The sequence below is a fragment of the bacterium genome, from assembly GCA_018812485.1.
Classification (GTDB): Bacteria; JAHJDO01; JAHJDO01; order JAHJDO01; family JAHJDO01; genus JAHJDO01.
In genome coordinates, this window is sequence record JAHJDO010000136.1 from 1 (window position 1) to 20246 (window position 20246).

Sequence of the window (20246 nt, forward strand, 5' to 3'; positions counted from 1 at the left end):
AATCCTTGATATTTTCGTTTTGAATTCAACCATTTTAGGGAATGATTTTTCTGTATTTAACGAAATTTGCTCTGTAACACACTCTTACTTATAGGCTTACGCTTAAGCCCCAATTTTAGCCAAATCTGTCTAGTACCCTTATATGGTTTTGTATAATTTTCAATATTTCTTTTTCTTTTTCTTTTGGAAAAACACTCATGAAGTTTTTCGTCCAATACTCATCTCTTGAGTTGCCAAAATGATGCAAAAACCACAGATACTCTTGATTGTGATCAAAACTTCCCTTTTCCACTTTAACATCTGAAAAGTATACAAGAATTTCTTGATTATCTAGGTTTCCCTTAAGAACCTTTAAGACTTTTAATTTTATTTTCCATTCTTTTCCAACCCCACCAAACAGCGATTTTTTCTTGTGTATCACCTTTGTTGTTTTTCCGATAATTATCAATGGTGTCTCTTTAATGCACCCTTTAAGAGATTTGTTTTCTAATTGCCAAGCATAGACTGGGTTCATACTGAGTAACACAATGAGAGAATTAAGTAATAGTGAATATTTAATAATTAACATTTTAGTATTCATATAACAATTAATACATGAAATCCATATTGTCTTGCTTTCTCAGCATAAAATATACCAAATTTTTACTAATTCAGCAATAAATTCTTGTTAACTTTTACATTTGCAATATAATACCAGAAGGAACGGACTTGAATGCGAAAAAAGTCGACAATGCTGGAGACATAAACCTTAAGGAGCTTTAGATGCTATTTGACCCTAAATTTACTATATCTGCTAAAATCAACAAGTCTCTTGTAGAAATAGAAAGAGTAAGAGGCTTTTTAGACGCGATAAAGATTAAAGAAGAGTGGTTTTCTGCGATACAAAAAGAAGCGCTTGTTTTAGAATCTCACTATTCTACACATATTGAGGGTACGGCTTTAACTCTTGAACAGGCAAGGAAGGTTCTCAACGGTAAGGATGTAAAAGGTGTAAGACCAGATGACAGAAGAGAGCTTTTGAATTATAAGAGAGCAATGGATTTTGTTTCTACATACCTAGGCAAAGCAGATCCTGTTACTGAAGGGCTTATAAGAGAGATACATAAAATTCTTGTAAAAGGTGTAAGGGGTGGTCAGGCTGAACCGGGAGAATACCGCAAGGTTCAAAACTATGTTGTAAATTCCAGAACCCGGGAGGTCATCTATACTCCGCCTTCATCTTTGGAAGTTCCGCGTCTTATGCTAGAATTTGCGCAGTGGCTTAATAGGAATGAGGAAGTATCCACAGTTCTTCTTGCAGGGATAGCTCAATTTCAGTTTGTTCATATTCATCCTTTTTTAGATGGTAATGGTCGTACAGCAAGGTTGCTCTCTACTCTTATTCTTTATAAGACAGGATATGACTTTAAAAGGTTGTTTTCGCTCTCGGAATATTATGATAAAGATAGATTATCTTATTATAAAGCGATTCAGTCTGTTAGAGAAAATAATATGGATATGACCTTCTGGCTTGAATATTTTGTTCAAGGATTGAGAACACAAATGGACCAGATAAAGCAGAAGGGCAAAAGCATAATTAAATATGGTTCAGTTTTACAAAAGGCAGAGACAATAGGTTTAAAGGAACGTCAAGTAAGTGCTTTAAAATTCATTATCCAAAATCAGCATATTTCGCGCTCACAATATGTTGAGAAATTCAAAGTGTCTTTGCGCACCGCAAATTACGATTTGAGCCTATTGGAAAGTAAGGGACTAATTAAAAAGACAGGTGTGAGCAGGGCCGTAAAATACATTCTAAAATGAAGTAATTGCACGCAAATTGCACGCAAATTGCACGCAAAAGCTAGTAGTGAATTGGATGAGTGAATATCATGAGCTATGAATTATTTATTGCCCTGAAGTATCTGAGATTACATCATAAGACAAAATTCATATCCCTTATTACCCTAATATCTGTTCTCGGAATAGCTATTGGAGTAATGGCTGTTATTGTTGTTATGTCTGTAATGAATGGGTTTGATAAGCATTTAAAAGGCAAAATGCTCGGTATAAAATCTCACATTGCTATATCTGATACAGAGATAAAAGAATATCCTCAAATAATAGACAAGGTCAAGAATGTGTCTCATGTTCTAGGCTGTTCTCCTGTAATAGCAGGACAAGGGATGATCAAATATCAAACTGATGCTATGGGGATAATGATAAAAGGAATAGATCCCTTAATGGAAAAGAACACGACAGATATTTCAAAGTATATAATAGAAGGCTCAATGAAATTAGATAAAGACTCTTACAATATCGTGCTTGGAAAGGAACTGGCAAGAAATCTTGGTGTAAGACTGCATGAAGAAGTGACAGTGATATCTCCTGAATATAAAGTAGGGCCAGGAGGAGTAATTATTCCCAAAACTGCCAGTTTAAAGGTTATCGGACTATTTGAATGCGGCATATACGAATATGACAACACACTTGCGTATGTTTCTCTTAATACAGCGAAGAAACTTTACAACCTAAAAGGTGTGAATAGAATTGAGATAAAACTGGATAATATTTATCTTTCTCCACAGATCAGTGGGGAAATAAAAGAGCTCTTAGAGTATCGTTTTTTGGTCAGAGACTGGCAGACTCTGGATAGAGCCTTCTTTTTTGCACTTAAGCTTGAGAAAATCACAATGTTTATAATACTGGGTTTAATCATTATTGTGGCAGCGTTCAATATAGTCAGTACGCTTATTATGATAATTCTTGAGAAGACAAAAGATATAGGCATACTTAAAGCAATAGGGGCGGATTTAAGGAGCATAAGAAAGATATTTATTCTTGAAGGTACAATAATTGGGGTTCTGGGAACAATATTAGGATGTATTGGTGGAGTTGGACTTTGCTTGTTATTAAAAAAGTATCAATTTATACATCTGCCTCCCGAAGTGTATTACTTAAAAAATCTTCCTGTTGATATGCGTATTTTGGACTTCAGCGCGGTATGTGTAGCATCAATATTAATCAGTTTTCTATCCACTTTGTATCCAGCCAGCCAGGCTTCAAAGCTTGACCCTGTAGAGGCGCTAAGGTATGAATAAAACAATTATTCAGGCAAAAGGTTTACATAAAAAATATTCTGATGGAGAGAAGGAACTACTGGCTTTGAAAGATGTTAATCTGGATATTTACAAAGGAGAATTTCTCTCAATTACAGGTCCTTCAGGTTCAGGGAAAAGCACACTTTTACATATACTCGGTGTATTGGATTCTCCTACAGAGGGAGGCCTGAAATATGATGGGGTTGATATAAAAAAAATGACTGAAGATGAAAAATCTACTCTTCGCAACAGGAAAATAGGCTTTATATTTCAGTTCTTTCATCTGTTTTCTGAGTTGACGGTTATTGAGAATGTAAGCCTTCCCCTGATGATAAAAAGCAAGAAATACAGGCTGCCAAAGGAGAAACATAAAGCTATCGAGCAAGTACTTGGAGATATTGGCCTGGGAAAAAGGCGCCTTCACAGGCCCAATCAGCTCTCAGGCGGGGAGCAGCAAAGGGTTGCAATAGCCCGTGCCTTGGTCAATAACCCTGAGATTATACTTGCAGATGAGCCAACAGGTAATCTGGATAAAGAGAACAGGGACACAATCTACAAACTGCTCTGGAATCTCAATAAGGATAAGGGTATTACGATTGTTATTGCAACACACGATGAAACTTTTGCTAAAACTGCACCGCGTATGCTTAAACTTGTAGACGGCTCTGTAAAAAGCGGCTAAAAACTTTTTGTAATATAAATCGTAAAATCTTGCTACAAACTAAATTTAGACAAAGCCCATAAAATAAAATATAATAATCCGCCATGGAAAAAGAAAAATTACCCAAAAAGCTAAAAGAAAAACTGAAAAAAGATTTTCAGGATGAAGAAATCCTTATAGCCCTCAGTTCGGATGTTACTGCTAAGGGCTTATATGGTGAGGAATGGCTTGTTGTTACCAGTAAAAAACTTCTGGTTTTTTCGGTCAATAAACTGGATGTAGATATTCTTTCAGTAATAGAGCTTGATTCTATAAAGAAAGCAGAAGCTATAAATCTGGTCGGCAGTGGAGTTTTAGAAGTTGACACTGGAGAGCACATTTACCGTCTAATTTCGTACTCAGATGCGAAGAATGCGGATTTTTGCCAGGCTGTTGATGACATAAAAGATCTTTTGAGTGGGAAAAGTCTTGTAGGAAAAGATAGAACTAAACATAGAAAAATATGCAAAACATGTTCAAGACCAATCCCGCAGGATATGAACAAGTGTCCTAGATGTACTGAGAGAAGAAAAACTCTTTTCCGCATATTAAATTTTTCCAGACCATATACAAAGCTTCTCTTTTTCATATTCTTGACAATGATTCTTGGTACAGGATTTGGACTTGCAACCCCATATATGAGTAAACTATTCATAGATTTTATATTTAAACCGGATTCTATAACAGGAATATATGTTTACGCTAAATGGCTGCCTTTAGCAGTATTAGTATTGTTAGTCGCATACGCAGGGCAGTTATTTTTCGAGGGTATACGGGAGAGACTATCTGGTTCTATGGGCTTTAGAACAGTTTATGATGTAAGAGCTGCCATGTATAAGAGACTGCAGGAACTATCTTTATCATTCTTTGATAAACACCAGACAGGTGCGATACTTGCAAGGGTCAATCAAGACACAGGAGAACTTCAACAGTTTCTTGTGGACTTTTTGCCTCTTACAATGGAGAGCATTTTTATGCTGATAGGAGTTGGTGCATTTCTATTTATATTAAGCTGGCAACTTACACTATTTATTTTCATTCCCGTTGTAGCAACTGTTTTGTTTTTGAAGAAGATTTTCCCGAACATAAGAACTTATTTCCATAGATTTTTCCAAAGACGAGCCAGGTTAAGTGCATTAGTGAATGATTCCATATCAGGCATGAGAGTTATTAAGGTCTTTGGACAGGAGTCAGCGGAAATAGAAAAGTTCGAAAGGAGAAGTGGCAGCTATCGAGATGCAGGGATAGAACTTACAAAAAAATGGAGTATATATCACCCAATTTTGCACTTTTTTATAATGTGTGGGGTTGTTGTCGTGTGGTTCGTTGGTGGAAAACTGGTGTTTTTAGAGAAAATGTCTGTTGGTTCAGTTGTGGCATATTCAGGGTATTTAATGATGTTTTATAGACCTGTTTTCATGCTTACAAGAATGGCTCAAATGATAACTAATTCACTAGCTGCAGGTGAAAGGGTTTTTGATGTGATTGATACAGAACCGGAAATTAAAGATAGTTCTGGTGCAGTAGGCATGCCGCATATAAAGGGTGAAATTGAATTTAGAGATGTAACGTTCGGATATAACAAGTTTAAGCCCATAATCAAGGATCTTACTGTGAAGATATATTCTAACGAGATGATTGGACTTGTTGGAAAAAGTGGTGCAGGTAAAAGTACAATGATTAATCTTATATGCCGCTTATATGATGTGAATAAGGGAGGCATTTTTATAGACGGACTAGATATTCGAAAAATAAAGCACTCTGATTTGAGGAGTCAAATTGGGATTGTACTACAGGAGACTTTTTTATTTAATGGAACAATATTCGATAATATTGCCTATGCAAAACCTGATACAACTAAGGAAGAAGTAATAGAAGCGTCTATTACTGCAAACGCACATGAATTTATTATAAATAAGCCTGATGGTTATGATACTGAAGTCGGGGAAAGAGGGAACAAGCTCTCGGTAGGAGAAAAACAGAGGATATCTATTGCACGTGCAATTTTAAGGAATCCTCGAATTCTTATTCTTGATGAGGCAACTTCATCTGTTGACACACAGACGGAGGGAAAAATTCAGGATGCACTCCTAAATCTTATAAGAGGCAGGACGACAATTGCTATTGCTCACAGGCTTTCAACACTGCGAAGTTGTAACAGACTGTTAGTTATTGAAGATGGGAAAATTACTGAGTTTGGAACACATGAAGAGCTTATGGCTAAAAAAGGTGTATTCTACAATTTGGTTATGATGCAAAAGAAGCTTTCAAAGATTAAAGCAGTTGACGGATAGGGGAAAATGAAGATATTAGACTATAATAATGTAAAATTTAAAAGATCAGAGTCTGGGGCGCTTAACATTACCCTGGAAGATGGGAAAAGAATTAGAGACGTTCATTGTATTCCTATGTTCCCTTTTTCCGACCCGGAGGATTTTATTTCTATTGTATGTAAAAAAGGTTCTGAATTTGAAGAGATAGGTATTATAAAACATTTTAAAAAACTGTCTTCAACTCAGCAGAATTTTGTAAGAGAAGATATAAAGTTTAGGTATTTTATCCCAGAGATTACGGACATAAAAAGAATTAAGCAGACGTATAGTTTATGGGAATGGGATGTTGTTACTGATCGAGGGGAAAAGAGATTTTATTTGAGGGATAGAAGAGAAAATTTTTTTCTTAAAGATGATGGCAGGATAATAATAACTGATGTAGAGAAATGCAGGTATAAAATTACCCGTCATAATAAACTGCCCGCAAAAGCAAGAATAGAATTGGATAGAGTACTTCTGTAAATCACAATAATAGAAAACAGGCATTACATAGATGAAACTTTTGCTAAAACTGCACCACGTATGCTTAAACTTGTAGACGGCCTTGTAAAAAATTCTGTTTAATATACTTTTTTTATTGACAGGTTTTTCCGTGTTTTATATACTCCCATTGAAAGTTTATATTAGGAAACTTCTGTGGATGTAAAGATTGGCCAAAAGATAAAAAGATTACGTGTAGAAAGCGGACTGACTTTGCAGGAGCTTGCTTCCAGGTCAAATCTTACAAAAGGATTTCTTTCACAACTGGAAAGAGATTTAACATCTCCAAGCATTGCAACCTTAACTCAAGTATTAGAGGTGTTAGATGAAGACTTATCCTCTTTTTTCAGCAAGGTAGAAAGAAATAAAATCATATACAGTAAGAGTGATAGAGTTGCCATCTCAGAAGGGGAAGGGGTTCCAAAAGTTGAAGTTTTGGTTCCAGGGGCTCAAAACAGAAACATGGATGTTGTGTTAGTAGATTTGGATGTCGGGCAGGTGACCTCAAAAGATAAAATTCACGAAGGTGAGGAGTTTGGTTTTATTATGACAGGTAAAATTGCTCTTCATCTCGATAAAAAAGTTATGAAAATATTTAGCGGGCAGTGTTTTTATTTCCGGTCAGAGGCAAGTCATTATATAGAAAATGTCGGGAAAAAGAGAGCAAGGCTTCTCTGGGTTTCATCCCCGCCAACTTTTTAAAAAGGAGATATGAAATGGATGCTTTAAGCAAACATATTTTAGGGGAATTGTATGATTGCGACAAGGCTCTTTTAAACGATGTGGATATGATAGAGAAAATCATGAATGAAGCGGCTAATGCTTGCGGAGCAACAATAGTTAAAAGCGTATTCCATCTTTTTAACCCTCACGGCGTGAGCGGCGTAGTAGTGATAGCTGAGTCTCATCTTGCGATTCATACATGGCCTGAACATTGTTTTGCATCAGTGGATGTTTTTACATGCGGAAACACAGTAGTCCCGTGGAAAGCATATGACTTCTTGAAGAAGAAGCTAAAAGCTAAGCGTTCTACAGTATTTGAGATGAGAAGAGGGCAGGGAATAAAGGAGAGACAGAAAAAATGATTATTAAAACTCCAACCTGTTTTTTTCTTGTTTCAGGAGAAGGAGAGGGGAAGACTCCTTTAAATGCTTTTGACATGGCATTGCTTAACTCCGGAATAGGAGATACAAATCTCGTTAGAATGAGTAGCATAGTTCCTCCTGCTTGTAAAAAAATGAAACCTATTAATCTTCCTTTCGGAGCGTTAGTGCCGGTAGCGTATGCATCTATTAGTTCTGATATTCCAGGTGAGATTATTTCTGCAGCAGTTGCCGTGGCAATACCGGAGAATGATTCTAAACCTGGTTTAATAATGGAATATTCAGCCAGAGGGCATAGGGAGGATATAGAGAATATTGTAAGAAGAATGTCTGAAGAAGGGATGTCTTCCAGAGGAGAAAAAATAAGGAAAATTACTTCTAAAAGCGTGGAGCATAAAGTGAAGAAGATAGGTAATGCATTTGCTGCAGTTGTCTTATGGGATAATGGAGAGATATAAATGGAACTGTGGTTTACTGAGAAACACACAAAAAATTTGGGAATTACGTTAAAGATAAAAACAGCTTTATTTCATGGTAAAAGTAAATATCAAGTAATTGATGTTCTGGATACGTTTGAATTTGGTCGCATGCTTCTTTTAGATGGGCTTGTTATGATTACTGAACGTGATGAATTTGTTTATCATGAAATGATTACTCATACTCCAATATGTGTTCACCCAAATCCGTCAAATATTCTAGTTATAGGAGGGGGAGATGGTGGAACTATCAGAGAGATTCTGAGACACTCTGAAGTTAAAAAAGCAGATTTGGTTGAAATAGATAAAATAGTTATAGAAAAAAGTATGGAGTTTTTTCCAAATGTCAGCAGTAAGCTTAAAGATCCAAGAGTTAATATTATTGTTAAAGACGGAATAGAGTATGTTAAGAATCATAAAAATGAGTATGATATTATAATCATAGATTCTACTGATCCCATTGGCCCGGGAGAGGGCTTAGTCAGAAAAGAATTTTACGAATCAGTTTTTGATAGTTTGAAAGAGGATGGTATTATGGTTGCTCAAACTGAATCCCCATTTATCAGCGGCAATTTGGTCGCTGATATATTTAAAAACATTAAAGCTGTTTTCCCAATAGCCAAAATGTATACTGCTTCTATTCCTACTTATCCGGGAGGATATTGGAGTTTTTCTATTGGTTCCAAGAAGTATGACCCAATAAAGGATTTTAATCAGAAAAGGGCGGCAGATATTCAGGCTCAACTGAAATATTACAACTCTGAAATTCACAGGGCCAGTTTTGCCCTGCCAAACTTTGCGCAAAAATTATGCAGTTAAGCACTAACCAGTTCCTCTGCGCTAATAAAAAATATGAAGATGCAGACATAGTAATTTTTGGCGCTCCTTTTGATGGAACGTCCTCATATCGCAGCGGTTCTAGATTTGCTCCAGACGCTATAAGGGAAGCGTCCAGAAGCATAGAAACTTATAGCCCTTTACAGTTTAAGGATACGGAAGATTTAAGAATTGCTGATATTGGGGATCTGGAACTTCCATTTGGAGAGAAAATACGTGCTCTTAATCAAGTAAAAAAACTAGTTAAGGATATTTTGCGAGACGGGAAAGTTCCAGTAGCAATTGGCGGAGAACATTTAATTTCTCTAGCGGCAATAGAAGAATGTTATAAAAAATACAAAAACCTGAATGTAATACAGCTTGATGCGCATACTGATTTGAGAGATCAATTTATGGATGAAAGGTTATCTCATGCTACGGTCATGAGAAGAGTATCTGAGATTGTTGGTTTTCAAAATATATATCAATTTGGTATCAGGTCAGGATTAAAAGAGGAATTTGCTCTTTGTAAAAAGCATAATACTATTTACCAATTCAGTAAAAAGGATTTTGAAAGGCTCATAAAGGCGGCTGCCAAGAAACCAACTTATATAACATTAGATATAGATGTTTTTGATCCATCCTTCGTTCCCGGAGTAGGCAACCCAGAAGCAGGGGGTATTTGTTTTAACACTGTTATGGCATTCTTGAAATACGCAAAAAAGTTACATATAGTTGGGCTTGATTTGGTTGAGCTTTCTCCACATTATGATCCATCAAATATATCTTCTTTTCTTGCTGCAAAACTATTACGTGAAATGCTTCTTGTAATCTAATTACAAAACTACCCAGCATATATTTAAACTTGTAGACGGCTCTGTAATGTGATAAAAATGTAAAATGATTCGCTATTTATGTTATCTTATTGCTCAGTTTCTTGCCATTTATCTTTCCAAGAAATGGGCCTATTGTGTGGCAAGGATAGTCAGCAGATTATATTACTACTTTTCATGGCAGAGCAGGCAGGCTGTTAGAAACAATATGTCTCATGTTGTCAAAGGAAAGTTAACCAAAGAAGAATTTTGCAGGTTAATATGGCTGACCTATTTGAACTTTGGTAAATATCTGGCGGATTTTTTGTTTTTTCCAAAAATAGATGCAAATAACATTGATAAAATTGTGAGAATAAAAAATAGGCATTACATAGATGAAGCTTTTAGCTATAAGCGGGGAGTAATCGCATTGAGCGCACATCTTGGCAACTGGGAAATAGGAGGGATAGCGCTTTCTCTTAAAGGTTATCCTATAAATGCAATTGTATTAAGTCATGATAACCCGAGAGTTAATCAGTTTTTTATTAGACAGAGAAAACAAAAAAATATGAATATAATTCCTGTAGGGTCTGCGTTTAGGAAGGCGCTTCGTGTATTAAGAAAAGGAGAGTCTATAGCTGTTTTGGGAGATAGAGATATATTTAAAAGAGGGATAAAGGTAGATTTATTCGGTAAAGAGGCAATTGTTCCAAAAGGACCGGCAATGATGGCTGTTGAGACAGGAGCGGCTGTACTGCCTGTTTTTGCTATCAGACAACCAGATGAGACATATAAACTAATTTTCGAGAAGCCCTTTTTTGCAAAAAGCGGGAAAAATAGAAATGAAAGCATACAAAAAACAGCTTTACAAATTGCGGGGATTATAGAAGAATACATAGGTCTTTATCCTGAACAATGGCTGCTTTTTCATCACATGTGGGAGGGAGAATAAATTAAACAAATATTAAGTATTAAACCCAGAAGCAATATTTGTGTTTTATTGCCATGCTTCAATGAGGAAGAACATATCTGCAATTTGATAAGGGATATTAAAAAAATAGTTAAGGATGTCATGGTAGTGGATGATGGGTCAACAGACAGCACCTCTCAGAGAGCACTGGATGGCGGAGCTATAGTTATAAAGCATGTAAGCAATCAAGGTAAAGGAGCAGCTCTAAGAACAGGTTTTTCCTATATTGAAAGAAAAATGTTTAAAGCTTTAATAACTATGGATGCGGACAGACAACACGATTATACAGAACTTCCAAAGTTTATAGAGGAATTTAAGAAGAATAGCGCTGATATAGTTGTAGGCAACAGGATGAGCGACACCAGAAATATGCCATTTATACGATTGTGTACAAATAGAATAACATCCTTTTTTACTTCACTATTCCTTTCTTCGAGGATTAGGGATACTCAGTCCGGTTATAGGCTTATTAGAACAGAGGTATTGAGAAAGATTAATCTATTAACAAGCAATTTTGAAACAGAATCTGAAGTATTGATAAAAGCGGGCAGAAAAGGATTTAGAATAAAAGAAATTCCCATAAAAACAGTGTACTTACCAAACGCCCGGAGCAAAATAAGGCCGCTAAAAGATGCTCTGAAATTCATAAGGCTTATACTATCCAGCGTATTTTTCAGGTAAGATGAGAAAAAACAAGTTTATCCGACCATGGGTTTTAATTCTCGCTGGGGCTATAGTTGTACTGTTTGCAATCATACCAGCGCTAAATACACTAGCATCTAATCTGATGTACTCTAAAATTAAAAACATATGTAAAGATAGCTTTAACTGCGATATAAAACTAGAGAAGCCACGTGTAAATACAATAAAGGGTATGATCGTCTTTGATAATATATCTATTGATAAATATATTGGTGGCAAGAAATTTAACGTTAATGTTGATAAAGTGTTTATCAACATTAATATGGTTTCGGCAATAAAGAACATTCTTTATCTTTCCAGCCAGCCAACAAAATTTTTCGCAAGTATTGATTTCGGTTACAAGAAACATATTAAGGCGGATTTGAGGGGAAATGTTGATATCAGAAGTTCAAAAGGAGATTTCTCTCTGGAAACAAAATGTTCCAATATAGATATGGCATATATGGGACAGTACTATGCTGGTGTCCCTGTTTATATTAAAAAAGGCACCGCAGACATTTCATCAATTGGAACATGTAAAGAAGGCAAACTTAATTTTTCTCAACATATATTAATCAAAAATCTATTTTTAAGTACAGAAAAAGACAAGGATTTAAATAGGCAGGTTTTTATTGGACTTGATTATAGAGATATCATTAATTATGTAAATGAGAAAAAGGGCAATATTGACCTGAGCTTCATTATAAAAGGAACATTAAAAGAACCTGAGTTAGACTTAAGCCCAATAATAGAGAATATACTTACTGAAATAATGGCATTAAAAATATCATCAGGTTTGCAAAAATGGATAAAATAAAAGATTATACGGACGAACGTCTTAATATGGTGGGCGTTCAACTGGCACATAGGGGAATCAAAGATAAGCGTGTTCTTGATGCTATGAGCAAGGTGCCAAGACACCTCTTTGTTCCTTCTGATAGTATCTCAGTTGCATATACTGATCAGCCGCTTTCTATAGGAGAATCTCAAACTATATCCCAGCCGTATATGGTTGCGTTAATGAGCGAATGTTTGAAGCTTAGTGGTGGAGAAAAAATTTTGGAATTAGGCACAGGCTCAGGGTATCAGGCAGCAATCCTGGCAGAATTAGGTTTTTCTGTTTATACAATGGAGAGAATTAGCACATTATCTATAGGTGCGCAGAGAATACTTAAACATCTAGGGTATGAAAACATAAAATTTAAGGTAGGAGATGGAACTCTTGGTTGGCATGAGAATGCTCCCTATGATGGAATAATGGTAACAGCTGGAGCTCCTAAAGTTTCGCAAGTTCTTATAGATCAATTATCAGAGGGTGGTAGAATAGTTATTCCTGTAGGTAATTCCTTTTCTCAAGAACTTTTTGTTGCTTCAAAAATCAATAAAAAAATAAAAACCCAAAATATCTGTGGATGTATGTTTGTCCCATTGATAGGTAAACATGGATGGAATAGTGAGAAGAAATATTATTAGAAGATTATATAACTGGGTATTGAGCTGGGCTCATTCAAGGTATTCAATTCCAGCATTATTTACATTAGCTTTTACAGAATCCTCTTGTTTTCCTGTGCCTCCGGATGTTCTATTAATAGCTCTTTGTGTATCAAAGCCTAAAAGGGCCTTACTGTATAGTCTCATAACAACAATCGGTTCTGTATTAGGCGGAATATGCGGATATTTTATAGGTATGAAGATATGGGAGTATACAAGCAATTTCTTTTTTAAATATATTCCTGGATTTACCCCTGAATCTTTTAACTATGTAAAAGATTTATATAACGATAATGCCTTTTTGGCGGTATTTGTCTCAGGTTTCACACCTATTCCGTATAAGGTTTTTACAATTGCTGCAGGCGTTTGTAAAATTAGTTTTACTGTTTTCATTATATCATCAGTGTTAGGAAGAGGGTTAAGATTTTTTATTGTAGGTGGATTGATAAAGTTTTTTGGAGAATCTGTTAAAAATTTCATAAATAAATATTTTAATCTGTTAACAATTTTGTTTACTATTCTTTTAATAGCAGGATTTTTGATACTTAAATTTGCAATTAAGAATTAAGCGGGGCGTAGCGCAGCTTGGCTAGCGCGCCACGTTCGGGACGTGGAGGTCGGTGGTTCGAATCCACTCGCCCCGACTAGTTTTGAATAGCCAAATTTTGAGCAGTAAAAATGTAAGTTTATGGTATATGTAAATGTGTAAAACGATAGCATGCGTTAGGTTATTGGCTGAATGCATACGCTATGGCTTTAATATTGCCAGTGAGTAGCGATTTTTTATTTGCATTTTGTAGAAGCTTTGGATTATAATACAGAAAATAGCAAAAATAAGGAGGTGATACAATGGCAAAGAAAGCAGAAGCAAAGCTTTATTCATTAAGAATAGGCAAAAAGGAAGACAGTGTATTTAAAGGAAAAGGAGCGAGACAAGCTGCTTTAAAGGCTGCTTCCAGAGGATTGAAAGATAGTGATGGTCTGATCAAGCTCAGAGAACATGGGCAGAAGAAGGATGGCAAGTGGAGAGTGCATATATTTAAAGGTTCAGTACAGAAGGTTGCTAAACCCGCTAATGCACCCGCATGGATGCCAAATAAGATTAATAAGCCTACTGTAAAGAAGCTTCGTGTTGAAAAATTGAACACAATATAGTAAATTATTTCTTGCGAAGTAATAAAAAGCCTGCTGTCCAAGTGACAGCAGGCTTTTCTGTTAAGGATAAAAATGAGGTTTTCTATAAAAAGATTACAAAAACTATTTAGGTTTGTTATTAATCTTATTTTCCCAGTTTATTGCCTGATATGTAAAAGGCAGCTTTCATATCAGACTAATACCTATCTTTGTGATGCATGCAAGAAAAGCATAATACCTATTACTGGAAAAGTTTGCAATAAATGTGGTAGGCCTTTTATAAATGGTATTTGTGGGATATGCAGAGAGAAACAGTTTTGTTTCTCAAAAGCGCGCGCTAGTGGAATATATGATGGCTCAGTAAAGGAGTGTATACATTTTTTGAAATATAAGAAAAAGACGTATCTTTTAAACACGTTGTTTGAGGTGTTTTTATTGCCAGATAGTCTTGATTTTTTTAGCTGCGATTTAATTATTCCTGTACCCCTCCATTGGATACGAGAGTATTCCAGAGGATTTAATCAGGCTGAACTAATAGGGAAAAAGATTAGTAAGAGGTTCAATATACCATTATCAAAAACTAGTTTAAAGAGAACGAAGGCAACTCCTTCACAAACAGGCCTTTCTCTGAAAGAACGTACTAAGAATATTAAAGGAGCGTTTTCAGTAGGGAATGAACAAAAGCTAAATGGAAAAAGAATTTTACTTGTTGATGATGTTATGACAACAGGTGCAACTGTTAATGAATGCTCTCGAGTCTTATTGCAGGCTGGAGCAAGAGAAATTCTTGTGTATACTTTAGCAAGAGGACGATAGGGAGTTAAGAGTTAAATCTTGACTTTATATAATGTTTTTTTATAATTGGCTCATTGTTTTGCCCCGTCGTCTAATGGTAGGACGGATGATTCTGGATCATCTAGTCGAGGTTCGAGTCCTTGCGGGGCAGCTCCGGCCCCATCGTCTAGTGGACCAGGACACGTGGTTCTCAGCCATGGAACAGGGGTTCAATTCCCCTTGGGGCTACAAAGGTTACAAAGCGGAAGCGTTGGCTACTACTTCTCTAAAAACTTGCCTATTTTTCTGTATTTTTCGTATCTTTGATTACTAATTTCTTCGGGAGAAAGTTTAGCTAATTCACTTAAACAGGTTTTTAATGTATTCTTAATATTCTCGATTACTTCGGCTGGATTTCTATGCACTCCGCCAACTGGTTCAGGTATTATTGCGTCAATAACTTTAAATTTTTTCAAATCCGATGCTGTTATGCAAAGCGCTTCTGCAGCTTCGGGAGCTTTAGTTCTGTCTTTCCAGAGGATTGCACCGCATGCTTCAGGAGTACACACAAAGTAGACAGCATTCTCCAGCATAAAAACTTTATTTCCTAATCCAATCGCTAACGCTCCTCCACTACCACCTTCTCCAGTAATTATAACGATCGTAGGTACTTGAAGATGGGCCATGTCTTTTAAGTTGTGTGCAATTGCCTCTGCCTGTCCTCTTTCTTCTGCCCCAATGCCCGGATAGGCACCTGGAGTGTCAATAAAAGAAATGATTGGAATGGAAAATTTTTCAGCTGTTTTCATTAACCTTAACATTTTTCTATAACCCTCAGGATGAGGCATTCCGAAGTTTCTGTTAAGGTTTTCTTTTGTATTTCTGCCTTTCTGGTGGCCAATTACCATAACCGTTTTATTTTGAAAGCTAGCCAATCCTCCTATTATTGCCTGGTCATCAGCAAATGATCTATCGCCATGAAGCTCGATAAAGTTTTTCATAAGGGCATTAATATAGTCCAAAGTATATGGTCTGTCAGGATGACGGGCAATCTGCATTCTTTGCCATGCTGTAAGATTCCGATATATTCGTTTTTTACTTTCAAGTGCCTTTTTCTCAAGTACTTTTATCTCGTCTGAAAAATCTATATTTTCTGTAGAAGCAAAGGATTTTAACTCTTCTATCCTTTTCTCCAGCTCTATAATAGGCTTTTCAAATTCAAGACCATTTGTCGTCACTTTTTGTCTCCCTGTGTCTTAATTATAGTTACAGGTGTTTCAACGGGCACAAGGTCAAACAACTCTTCTACGTCCTTATTATACATTCTTATGCAGCCTTCTGTAGATTGTTTTCCGATGCTGGCAGGATCTATTGTCCCGTGTATTCCATATCCTTTCTCAGATATTCCCATCCAACGGGTACCAAGCACATTTTTGGGGCTATCTGCGGGAACTCTAGTGCCTGCAGTGTACCAAGGTGGATTTTTAAGCTTGTTTACTATTTTAAAATTTCCTAGAGGCGTGCCGTCATGAGTTCCAGTAGCTACTGTGTATACTTTTACAGGTTCCCCATTGTTTTTTAAAATAAGCTTATTAGACTTTGTATATATCTCAATATAGAAGCCGGATCCGGAAGTTATTTTTAGCCTCTTGCCAGGTCTTATTGCATCATTTTTCAGCTTATTGCTTTTTTTAATCAAATCAATCGTAGTATTAAATTGTTTAGCAATTGAACCGAGAATATCTCCAGCTTTTACCTCGTAAATTACACTATCTTTTGTAGGAATAGGAGAGAAGATTAGCATTACGTTTATGTCTCCAATCTCTTTGTATGCTGTATTTTTTAATTCATCACTATCAGACTTCAGAGTAACCCTCTCGAGTAGAGAGAGAGCATTTAAGAGTTTCCCTTGCAGTTTATAAACGCGAGCTTTGGCATACAGAGCATTAAAAAAGATGTTACTGTTAGGATGTTCGTTTAATATTCTGTCATATATGGCCTCTGCTTTTTTAAGATCATCTTTTGTCTGTGCCAATTCACCCAGCTCAAGTAGTGTTTCGTCAATATATTCTGAATTTTTGAATTGGTCTATAATCCTGTCGAGAAGAGTCTCAGCATTTTTAAAATTCCCCATTTTTTTGTTGCATATAGCAAGTCTATAAATAAATTCTACCTGTTTTTCTTTGGATGTAAATTTATGCTTTTGACTTTTATTCAACAGATCAGCATAGATAGTCTTTGCTTTTTCAAAATCGCCTTTATTATAAAACATGTCTGCTTTTTTATACTGATTAGAAATGTCTTTTTGAAGGAACAGAAAATATGCCTGCCATCCAACGTAAATAGCAATTATTAGTATCATAGTAACTAATATGAATTTCGTATTCTTTTTTTTCATATCTGTCTCCCTTTCTAGAATTTACTTCTACTAAAGTCCAAGATCATTTCCGACACCGTTCTATGCCTTTTATTTGGATTCGTTTCTATTGCCTTCATCACACAATTTTCAATATTTTTTGGTATGCTGGAATCGTAATAAGAAACTAATCTTGGTTGTATATGTATATCGATGTGAGCTCTCATAATTGCGTTTTTATCATTAGCTTGATAGGGAACTTTGCCGGTTAACATTTCATATATGGTGATTCCATAAGAATATATGTCTGTTCTCTTGTCTGTGTGTCTTTTTCTTATCTGTTCGGGAGACATGTAAGTAGGTGTACCGTCAATAAAGCGGTTACGTGTGAAGATACTTAACCTGTTGTAACGCGCCAGACCAAAATCTATAATTTTTACTTCATTATTTTTTGAAACCAGAATATTTTCAGGCTTTATGTCACAATGGATTATATTATTTTCATGGAGATAATCTAGTCCTTTTCCTATCTGTAAAATGAGATCGTATCTCTGAATTTTTTTAGTTTTTTTATAAAGCAGGAGTTTTTTTAGATCTTCCCCATTAATATATTCCATCACCATATAAGGCATTCCATCTTCTTTTCCAAAATTCATTACCCGAATTATATTTGGGTGATTTAGCTTTTTTAGCATCTTAGTTTCTTGGATGAACCCTTTTATTGCTCTGCGGTTTGTAGCAGATTGCCGGAGAATCTTAATTGCTACTATATCCTTTGTTATAGGATCACTTGCTTTGTATATGCGAGCCATTCCACCTGACTTAATAATATTCTGAATTATATATTTGCCAAACGTTTTTCCTATCATTAACAAATCCACGATTAATTTTAAAATTGATACATCATATCAACCAACATATATAAGTCAATTGAAATCTTAATTCGTTGTATTCGAGATGCCAGTTAGGCTATTCCAGTATTTTCCTAGACTGTTTAACTCAATATCCACGTTTAAATTATCTTTAAGATTATAACTAAAATCAATGTTTTTTCGCATACAAATTCTGCTCAGTAGGTCCAATATAAACTTTATATCGTTCTGAAGTATATTTTGTCCATGAGAAGTGATGTCAGAAGATATTAGATTAAAGGAGAGCTTTATTCTGTCCTGATCAACAACATCAAACTTTATTTTGAGGTTGTTGATTTTATTTAGATCAGGAGACGTTGCCAAAGAAAATCCAAGGTTGCTGGAGTATTTATTCAATAGACGAAGCAATAGATTGTTTTTGTTTTCCAATGTAATATACCCATCAGTTTTATCGTTTAATGTTGCTTGAGTGTTTAGATTGTTAAAGTTTCTTTTTGCATATTCAACAATATTTAGTGTAGAACCAACAATTATATTATCTTCAATAAAAGTATATGCTGATAATTCTCCTCTTTTATTTCTGCCTTTATTGTAAACAATACCTGTCTCGGTTTTTATCCCGTCTGCACCCCCAATGTGTTTGCTTAAAAGCCCAGATAAAATTGTCTTTCGCAACATTTTACTGCTTTTTTTGTCTCCAATTTTAAGAGATACGGCTAGATCTCCTATTTTCATAGAGATATCAGAGGCTTCACTTACTATATGCCCTGTAATAAAATATATGGTTTCCCCTGTGTTGGAAATATATATATTACCCCAGATTTTATCAAAAACAGGAAGAGATATATTCGAAATTTGAAGATCTCTGTTCTGGACGATTCTGCTTTGAACAAAGGATTGTATTATTAAATCAACAGCTGATTTCAATCCCTTATCATCATAATCAATTCGTAAGAAAAATCTCAGGCAATTATCAGGTTCTGTTAACAAACTGGTTTCATTGTGTTTCAGTGCATAAGATATACCAGAATGACATCCAATTAAGATAACGATAATGAGAATGGGCTTTATGATATATTTAAAAAGGTTCATTATTTATCCGGCTCCATCAAGTATTTGTCGTAGTTTTTGTTTCTCTTGTGCGCATTAACTCGACCTGCAACATGTCCTCCCAGTATTGCTCCTAGATACACAGGATAAAATGGAAGCACAAAAAGATTTGCCGTTTCTCCTCCAACATAAGATCCAAAAGCAGGGAAAAGCACTTTATAAGACTCTAGTTCATTGTCTTTCTCTTTTTTGTAATATGTGTATCTTATAGCATCTTTGGTTGCTCTATATTCAAGTATTTCTGTCCAGATTGGCACCATATACAGGAGGTTGTAGGTTCCCTTTAGCTTTCGCCATGAGAAATCCTTTGCATGACCACATTCATGATATGCAATGGATGATAGATTAGAATATGTATTTATTGTGTCTGTGTACGGATTGTAAGAATCTCCTCCAAATAAAATACCCGGGAAAATTAGATAGTTAACCCAGCTTATTATTCCGAAAGTCCATCTGTATCCTGCGCCTACTCTATAGTTTTTTCTTAATCGTCTAAACTCTCTCATTGGATTATATTGATTAATCCGAACCTTAACGTCCCGCAAATTATTAGTTTTTAGGTATTCTTCAATATCATCAATTACTCTCTGAGAAATCCAATGCTTATCAATATTCCAGTTCCATAAAATTAACTTTGAAGGTAAAGAAAAAACATAATGCCCTAACGTATTTATAATTTTTATTTCTTTTCCTACTTCTATCTGAGGGTATCTTGGGTCAGAGATAGGATCGTTTCTTTTGCCTACGTATGGCTTTCTTTTAATATATGGACATGGAGCGGTTGCGCAACTTGAGCAAAAGAATACTAAAACAAATACTGCAATCAGACATCTTTTCATTTTGCTTTTTACCCAATTCCAAATCACTTAGAATATATCACAACAGGCCTCAATCGTCAATTCAGGCAAGGATTTTTTTAATGTTAGCTAAAATTTAAAAGTGCACAGTTTAAAGTTTAAAAGTGCACAATATTTAGGTCTTCATTTTTAGCTGTTTGAACACCAATAAGCCTATTGTCATACCAGCACCTGATTTCAGATATGCCAGTTTTCTCATCA

The 20246-nt window shown here is 35.5% G+C and carries 23 protein-coding genes and 3 tRNA genes; 20 read left to right on the forward strand and 6 right to left on the reverse strand.

The genetic code is table 11. The annotated features are described in order from the left end of the window. Positions 1–115: 115 nt before the first annotated feature. The gene (locus KKC91_11720; protein ID MBU0479220.1) at positions 116–568 is read right to left on the reverse strand and encodes a hypothetical protein; all 453 of its coding nucleotides are present in this window, start codon (positions 566–568) and stop codon (positions 116–118) included. 194 nt (positions 569–762) lie between these two features. Between KKC91_11720 and KKC91_11725 the strand changes: the two genes are divergently transcribed. From KKC91_11725 to KKC91_11820, 20 genes are all read left to right on the forward strand, one after another. Further along, a complete protein-coding gene (locus KKC91_11725; GenBank protein MBU0479221.1) occupies positions 763–1803 on the forward strand; it encodes a Fic family protein in 1041 nt (346 codons plus the stop codon). A 68-nt stretch (positions 1804–1871) separates the two neighbouring features. Next, positions 1872–3080: a lipoprotein-releasing ABC transporter permease subunit gene (locus KKC91_11730; GenBank protein ID MBU0479222.1), complete on the forward strand. Its 1209-nt coding sequence runs from the start codon at positions 1872–1874 to the stop codon at positions 3078–3080. After that, entirely contained in the window at positions 3073–3762 is a 690-nt protein-coding gene (locus KKC91_11735) for an ABC transporter ATP-binding protein (GenBank protein ID MBU0479223.1), read from the forward strand. Before KKC91_11730 ends, KKC91_11735 begins: the two co-directional genes overlap by 8 nt. 83 nt (positions 3763–3845) lie before the next feature. Then, positions 3846–6074: an ABC transporter ATP-binding protein/permease gene (locus tag KKC91_11740; GenBank protein MBU0479224.1), complete on the forward strand. Its 2229-nt coding sequence runs from the start codon at positions 3846–3848 to the stop codon at positions 6072–6074. 6 nt (positions 6075–6080) lie between these two features. Beyond that, positions 6081–6575 carry a DUF1854 domain-containing protein gene (locus KKC91_11745; protein MBU0479225.1) on the forward strand — a complete coding sequence of 165 codons (495 nt, stop codon included), beginning with the start codon at positions 6081–6083 and terminating at the stop codon, positions 6573–6575. Positions 6576–6749: 174 nt separating this feature from the next. Next, positions 6750–7295, forward strand: coding sequence for an XRE family transcriptional regulator (locus KKC91_11750; GenBank protein ID MBU0479226.1), 546 nt, complete (start codon positions 6750–6752; stop codon positions 7293–7295). A gap of 14 nt (positions 7296–7309) precedes the next feature. Further along, positions 7310–7678, forward strand: coding sequence for an adenosylmethionine decarboxylase (gene speD / locus KKC91_11755; GenBank protein ID MBU0479227.1), 369 nt, complete (start codon positions 7310–7312; stop codon positions 7676–7678). After that, complete coding sequence (locus KKC91_11760; protein ID MBU0479228.1) at positions 7675–8154, forward strand: arginine decarboxylase, pyruvoyl-dependent; 480 nt, start codon at positions 7675–7677, stop codon at positions 8152–8154. Before speD ends, KKC91_11760 begins: the two co-directional genes overlap by 4 nt. Next, positions 8155–8991, forward strand: a complete 837-nt coding sequence (speE, locus tag KKC91_11765) for a polyamine aminopropyltransferase (GenBank protein ID MBU0479229.1) — start codon at positions 8155–8157, stop codon at positions 8989–8991. Beyond that, on the forward strand, positions 8982–9824 hold the full coding sequence (speB, locus tag KKC91_11770) for an agmatinase (GenBank protein ID MBU0479230.1): 843 nt from the start codon (positions 8982–8984) through the stop codon (positions 9822–9824). The genes speE and speB overlap by 10 nt, the downstream gene beginning before the upstream one ends. A 64-nt stretch (positions 9825–9888) precedes the next feature. Continuing rightward, positions 9889–10752 (forward strand): lysophospholipid acyltransferase family protein, encoded by an 864-nt coding sequence (locus KKC91_11775; GenBank protein ID MBU0479231.1) that lies wholly within the window; start codon positions 9889–9891, stop codon positions 10750–10752. Positions 10753–10800: 48 nt separating this feature from the next. Further along, a complete protein-coding gene (locus KKC91_11780) occupies positions 10801–11451 on the forward strand; it encodes a glycosyltransferase family 2 protein (GenBank protein ID MBU0479232.1) in 651 nt (216 codons plus the stop codon). Position 11452: 1 nt separating this feature from the next. Next, positions 11453–12268 carry a hypothetical protein gene (locus tag KKC91_11785; GenBank protein MBU0479233.1) on the forward strand — a complete coding sequence of 272 codons (816 nt, stop codon included), beginning with the start codon at positions 11453–11455 and terminating at the stop codon, positions 12266–12268. Continuing rightward, complete coding sequence (locus KKC91_11790) at positions 12256–12924, forward strand: protein-L-isoaspartate(D-aspartate) O-methyltransferase (protein MBU0479234.1); 669 nt, start codon at positions 12256–12258, stop codon at positions 12922–12924. The genes KKC91_11785 and KKC91_11790 overlap by 13 nt, the downstream gene beginning before the upstream one ends. Beyond that, positions 12893–13510, forward strand: a complete 618-nt coding sequence (locus tag KKC91_11795; protein MBU0479235.1) for a DedA family protein — start codon at positions 12893–12895, stop codon at positions 13508–13510. Before KKC91_11790 ends, KKC91_11795 begins: the two co-directional genes overlap by 32 nt. A 1-nt stretch (position 13511) precedes the next feature. Further along, positions 13512–13586, forward strand: a tRNA-Pro gene (locus KKC91_11800). Positions 13587–13791: 205 nt separating this feature from the next. Further along, positions 13792–14097 (forward strand): non-histone chromosomal MC1 family protein, encoded by a 306-nt coding sequence (locus tag KKC91_11805; GenBank protein ID MBU0479236.1) that lies wholly within the window; start codon positions 13792–13794, stop codon positions 14095–14097. A 72-nt stretch (positions 14098–14169) separates the two neighbouring features. After that, entirely contained in the window at positions 14170–14892 is a 723-nt protein-coding gene (locus tag KKC91_11810; protein MBU0479237.1) for a ComF family protein, read from the forward strand. A 59-nt stretch (positions 14893–14951) separates the two neighbouring features. After that, positions 14952–15022 (forward strand) — tRNA-Gln (locus tag KKC91_11815). A gap of 4 nt (positions 15023–15026) precedes the next feature. Then, positions 15027–15099, forward strand: a tRNA-Glu gene (locus KKC91_11820). Positions 15100–15128: 29 nt separating this feature from the next. Here KKC91_11820 and KKC91_11825 read toward each other — a convergent pair. From KKC91_11825 to KKC91_11845, 5 genes are all read right to left on the reverse strand, one after another. Then, positions 15129–16088 carry an acetyl-CoA carboxylase carboxyltransferase subunit alpha gene (locus KKC91_11825; protein ID MBU0479238.1) on the reverse strand — a complete coding sequence of 320 codons (960 nt, stop codon included), beginning with the start codon at positions 16086–16088 and terminating at the stop codon, positions 15129–15131. Further along, positions 16085–17248: a L,D-transpeptidase family protein gene (locus tag KKC91_11830; protein MBU0479239.1), complete on the reverse strand. Its 1164-nt coding sequence runs from the start codon at positions 17246–17248 to the stop codon at positions 16085–16087. The genes KKC91_11825 and KKC91_11830 overlap by 4 nt, the downstream gene beginning before the upstream one ends. 14 nt (positions 17249–17262) lie before the next feature. Further along, entirely contained in the window at positions 17263–18075 is an 813-nt protein-coding gene (locus KKC91_11835; protein ID MBU0479240.1) for a serine/threonine protein kinase, read from the reverse strand. A gap of 69 nt (positions 18076–18144) precedes the next feature. Beyond that, positions 18145–19170: a hypothetical protein gene (locus KKC91_11840; GenBank protein ID MBU0479241.1), complete on the reverse strand. Its 1026-nt coding sequence runs from the start codon at positions 19168–19170 to the stop codon at positions 18145–18147. Further along, positions 19170–20027 (reverse strand): hypothetical protein, encoded by an 858-nt coding sequence (locus tag KKC91_11845; GenBank protein ID MBU0479242.1) that lies wholly within the window; start codon positions 20025–20027, stop codon positions 19170–19172. The genes KKC91_11840 and KKC91_11845 overlap by 1 nt, the downstream gene beginning before the upstream one ends. Positions 20028–20246 lie beyond the last annotated feature (219 nt).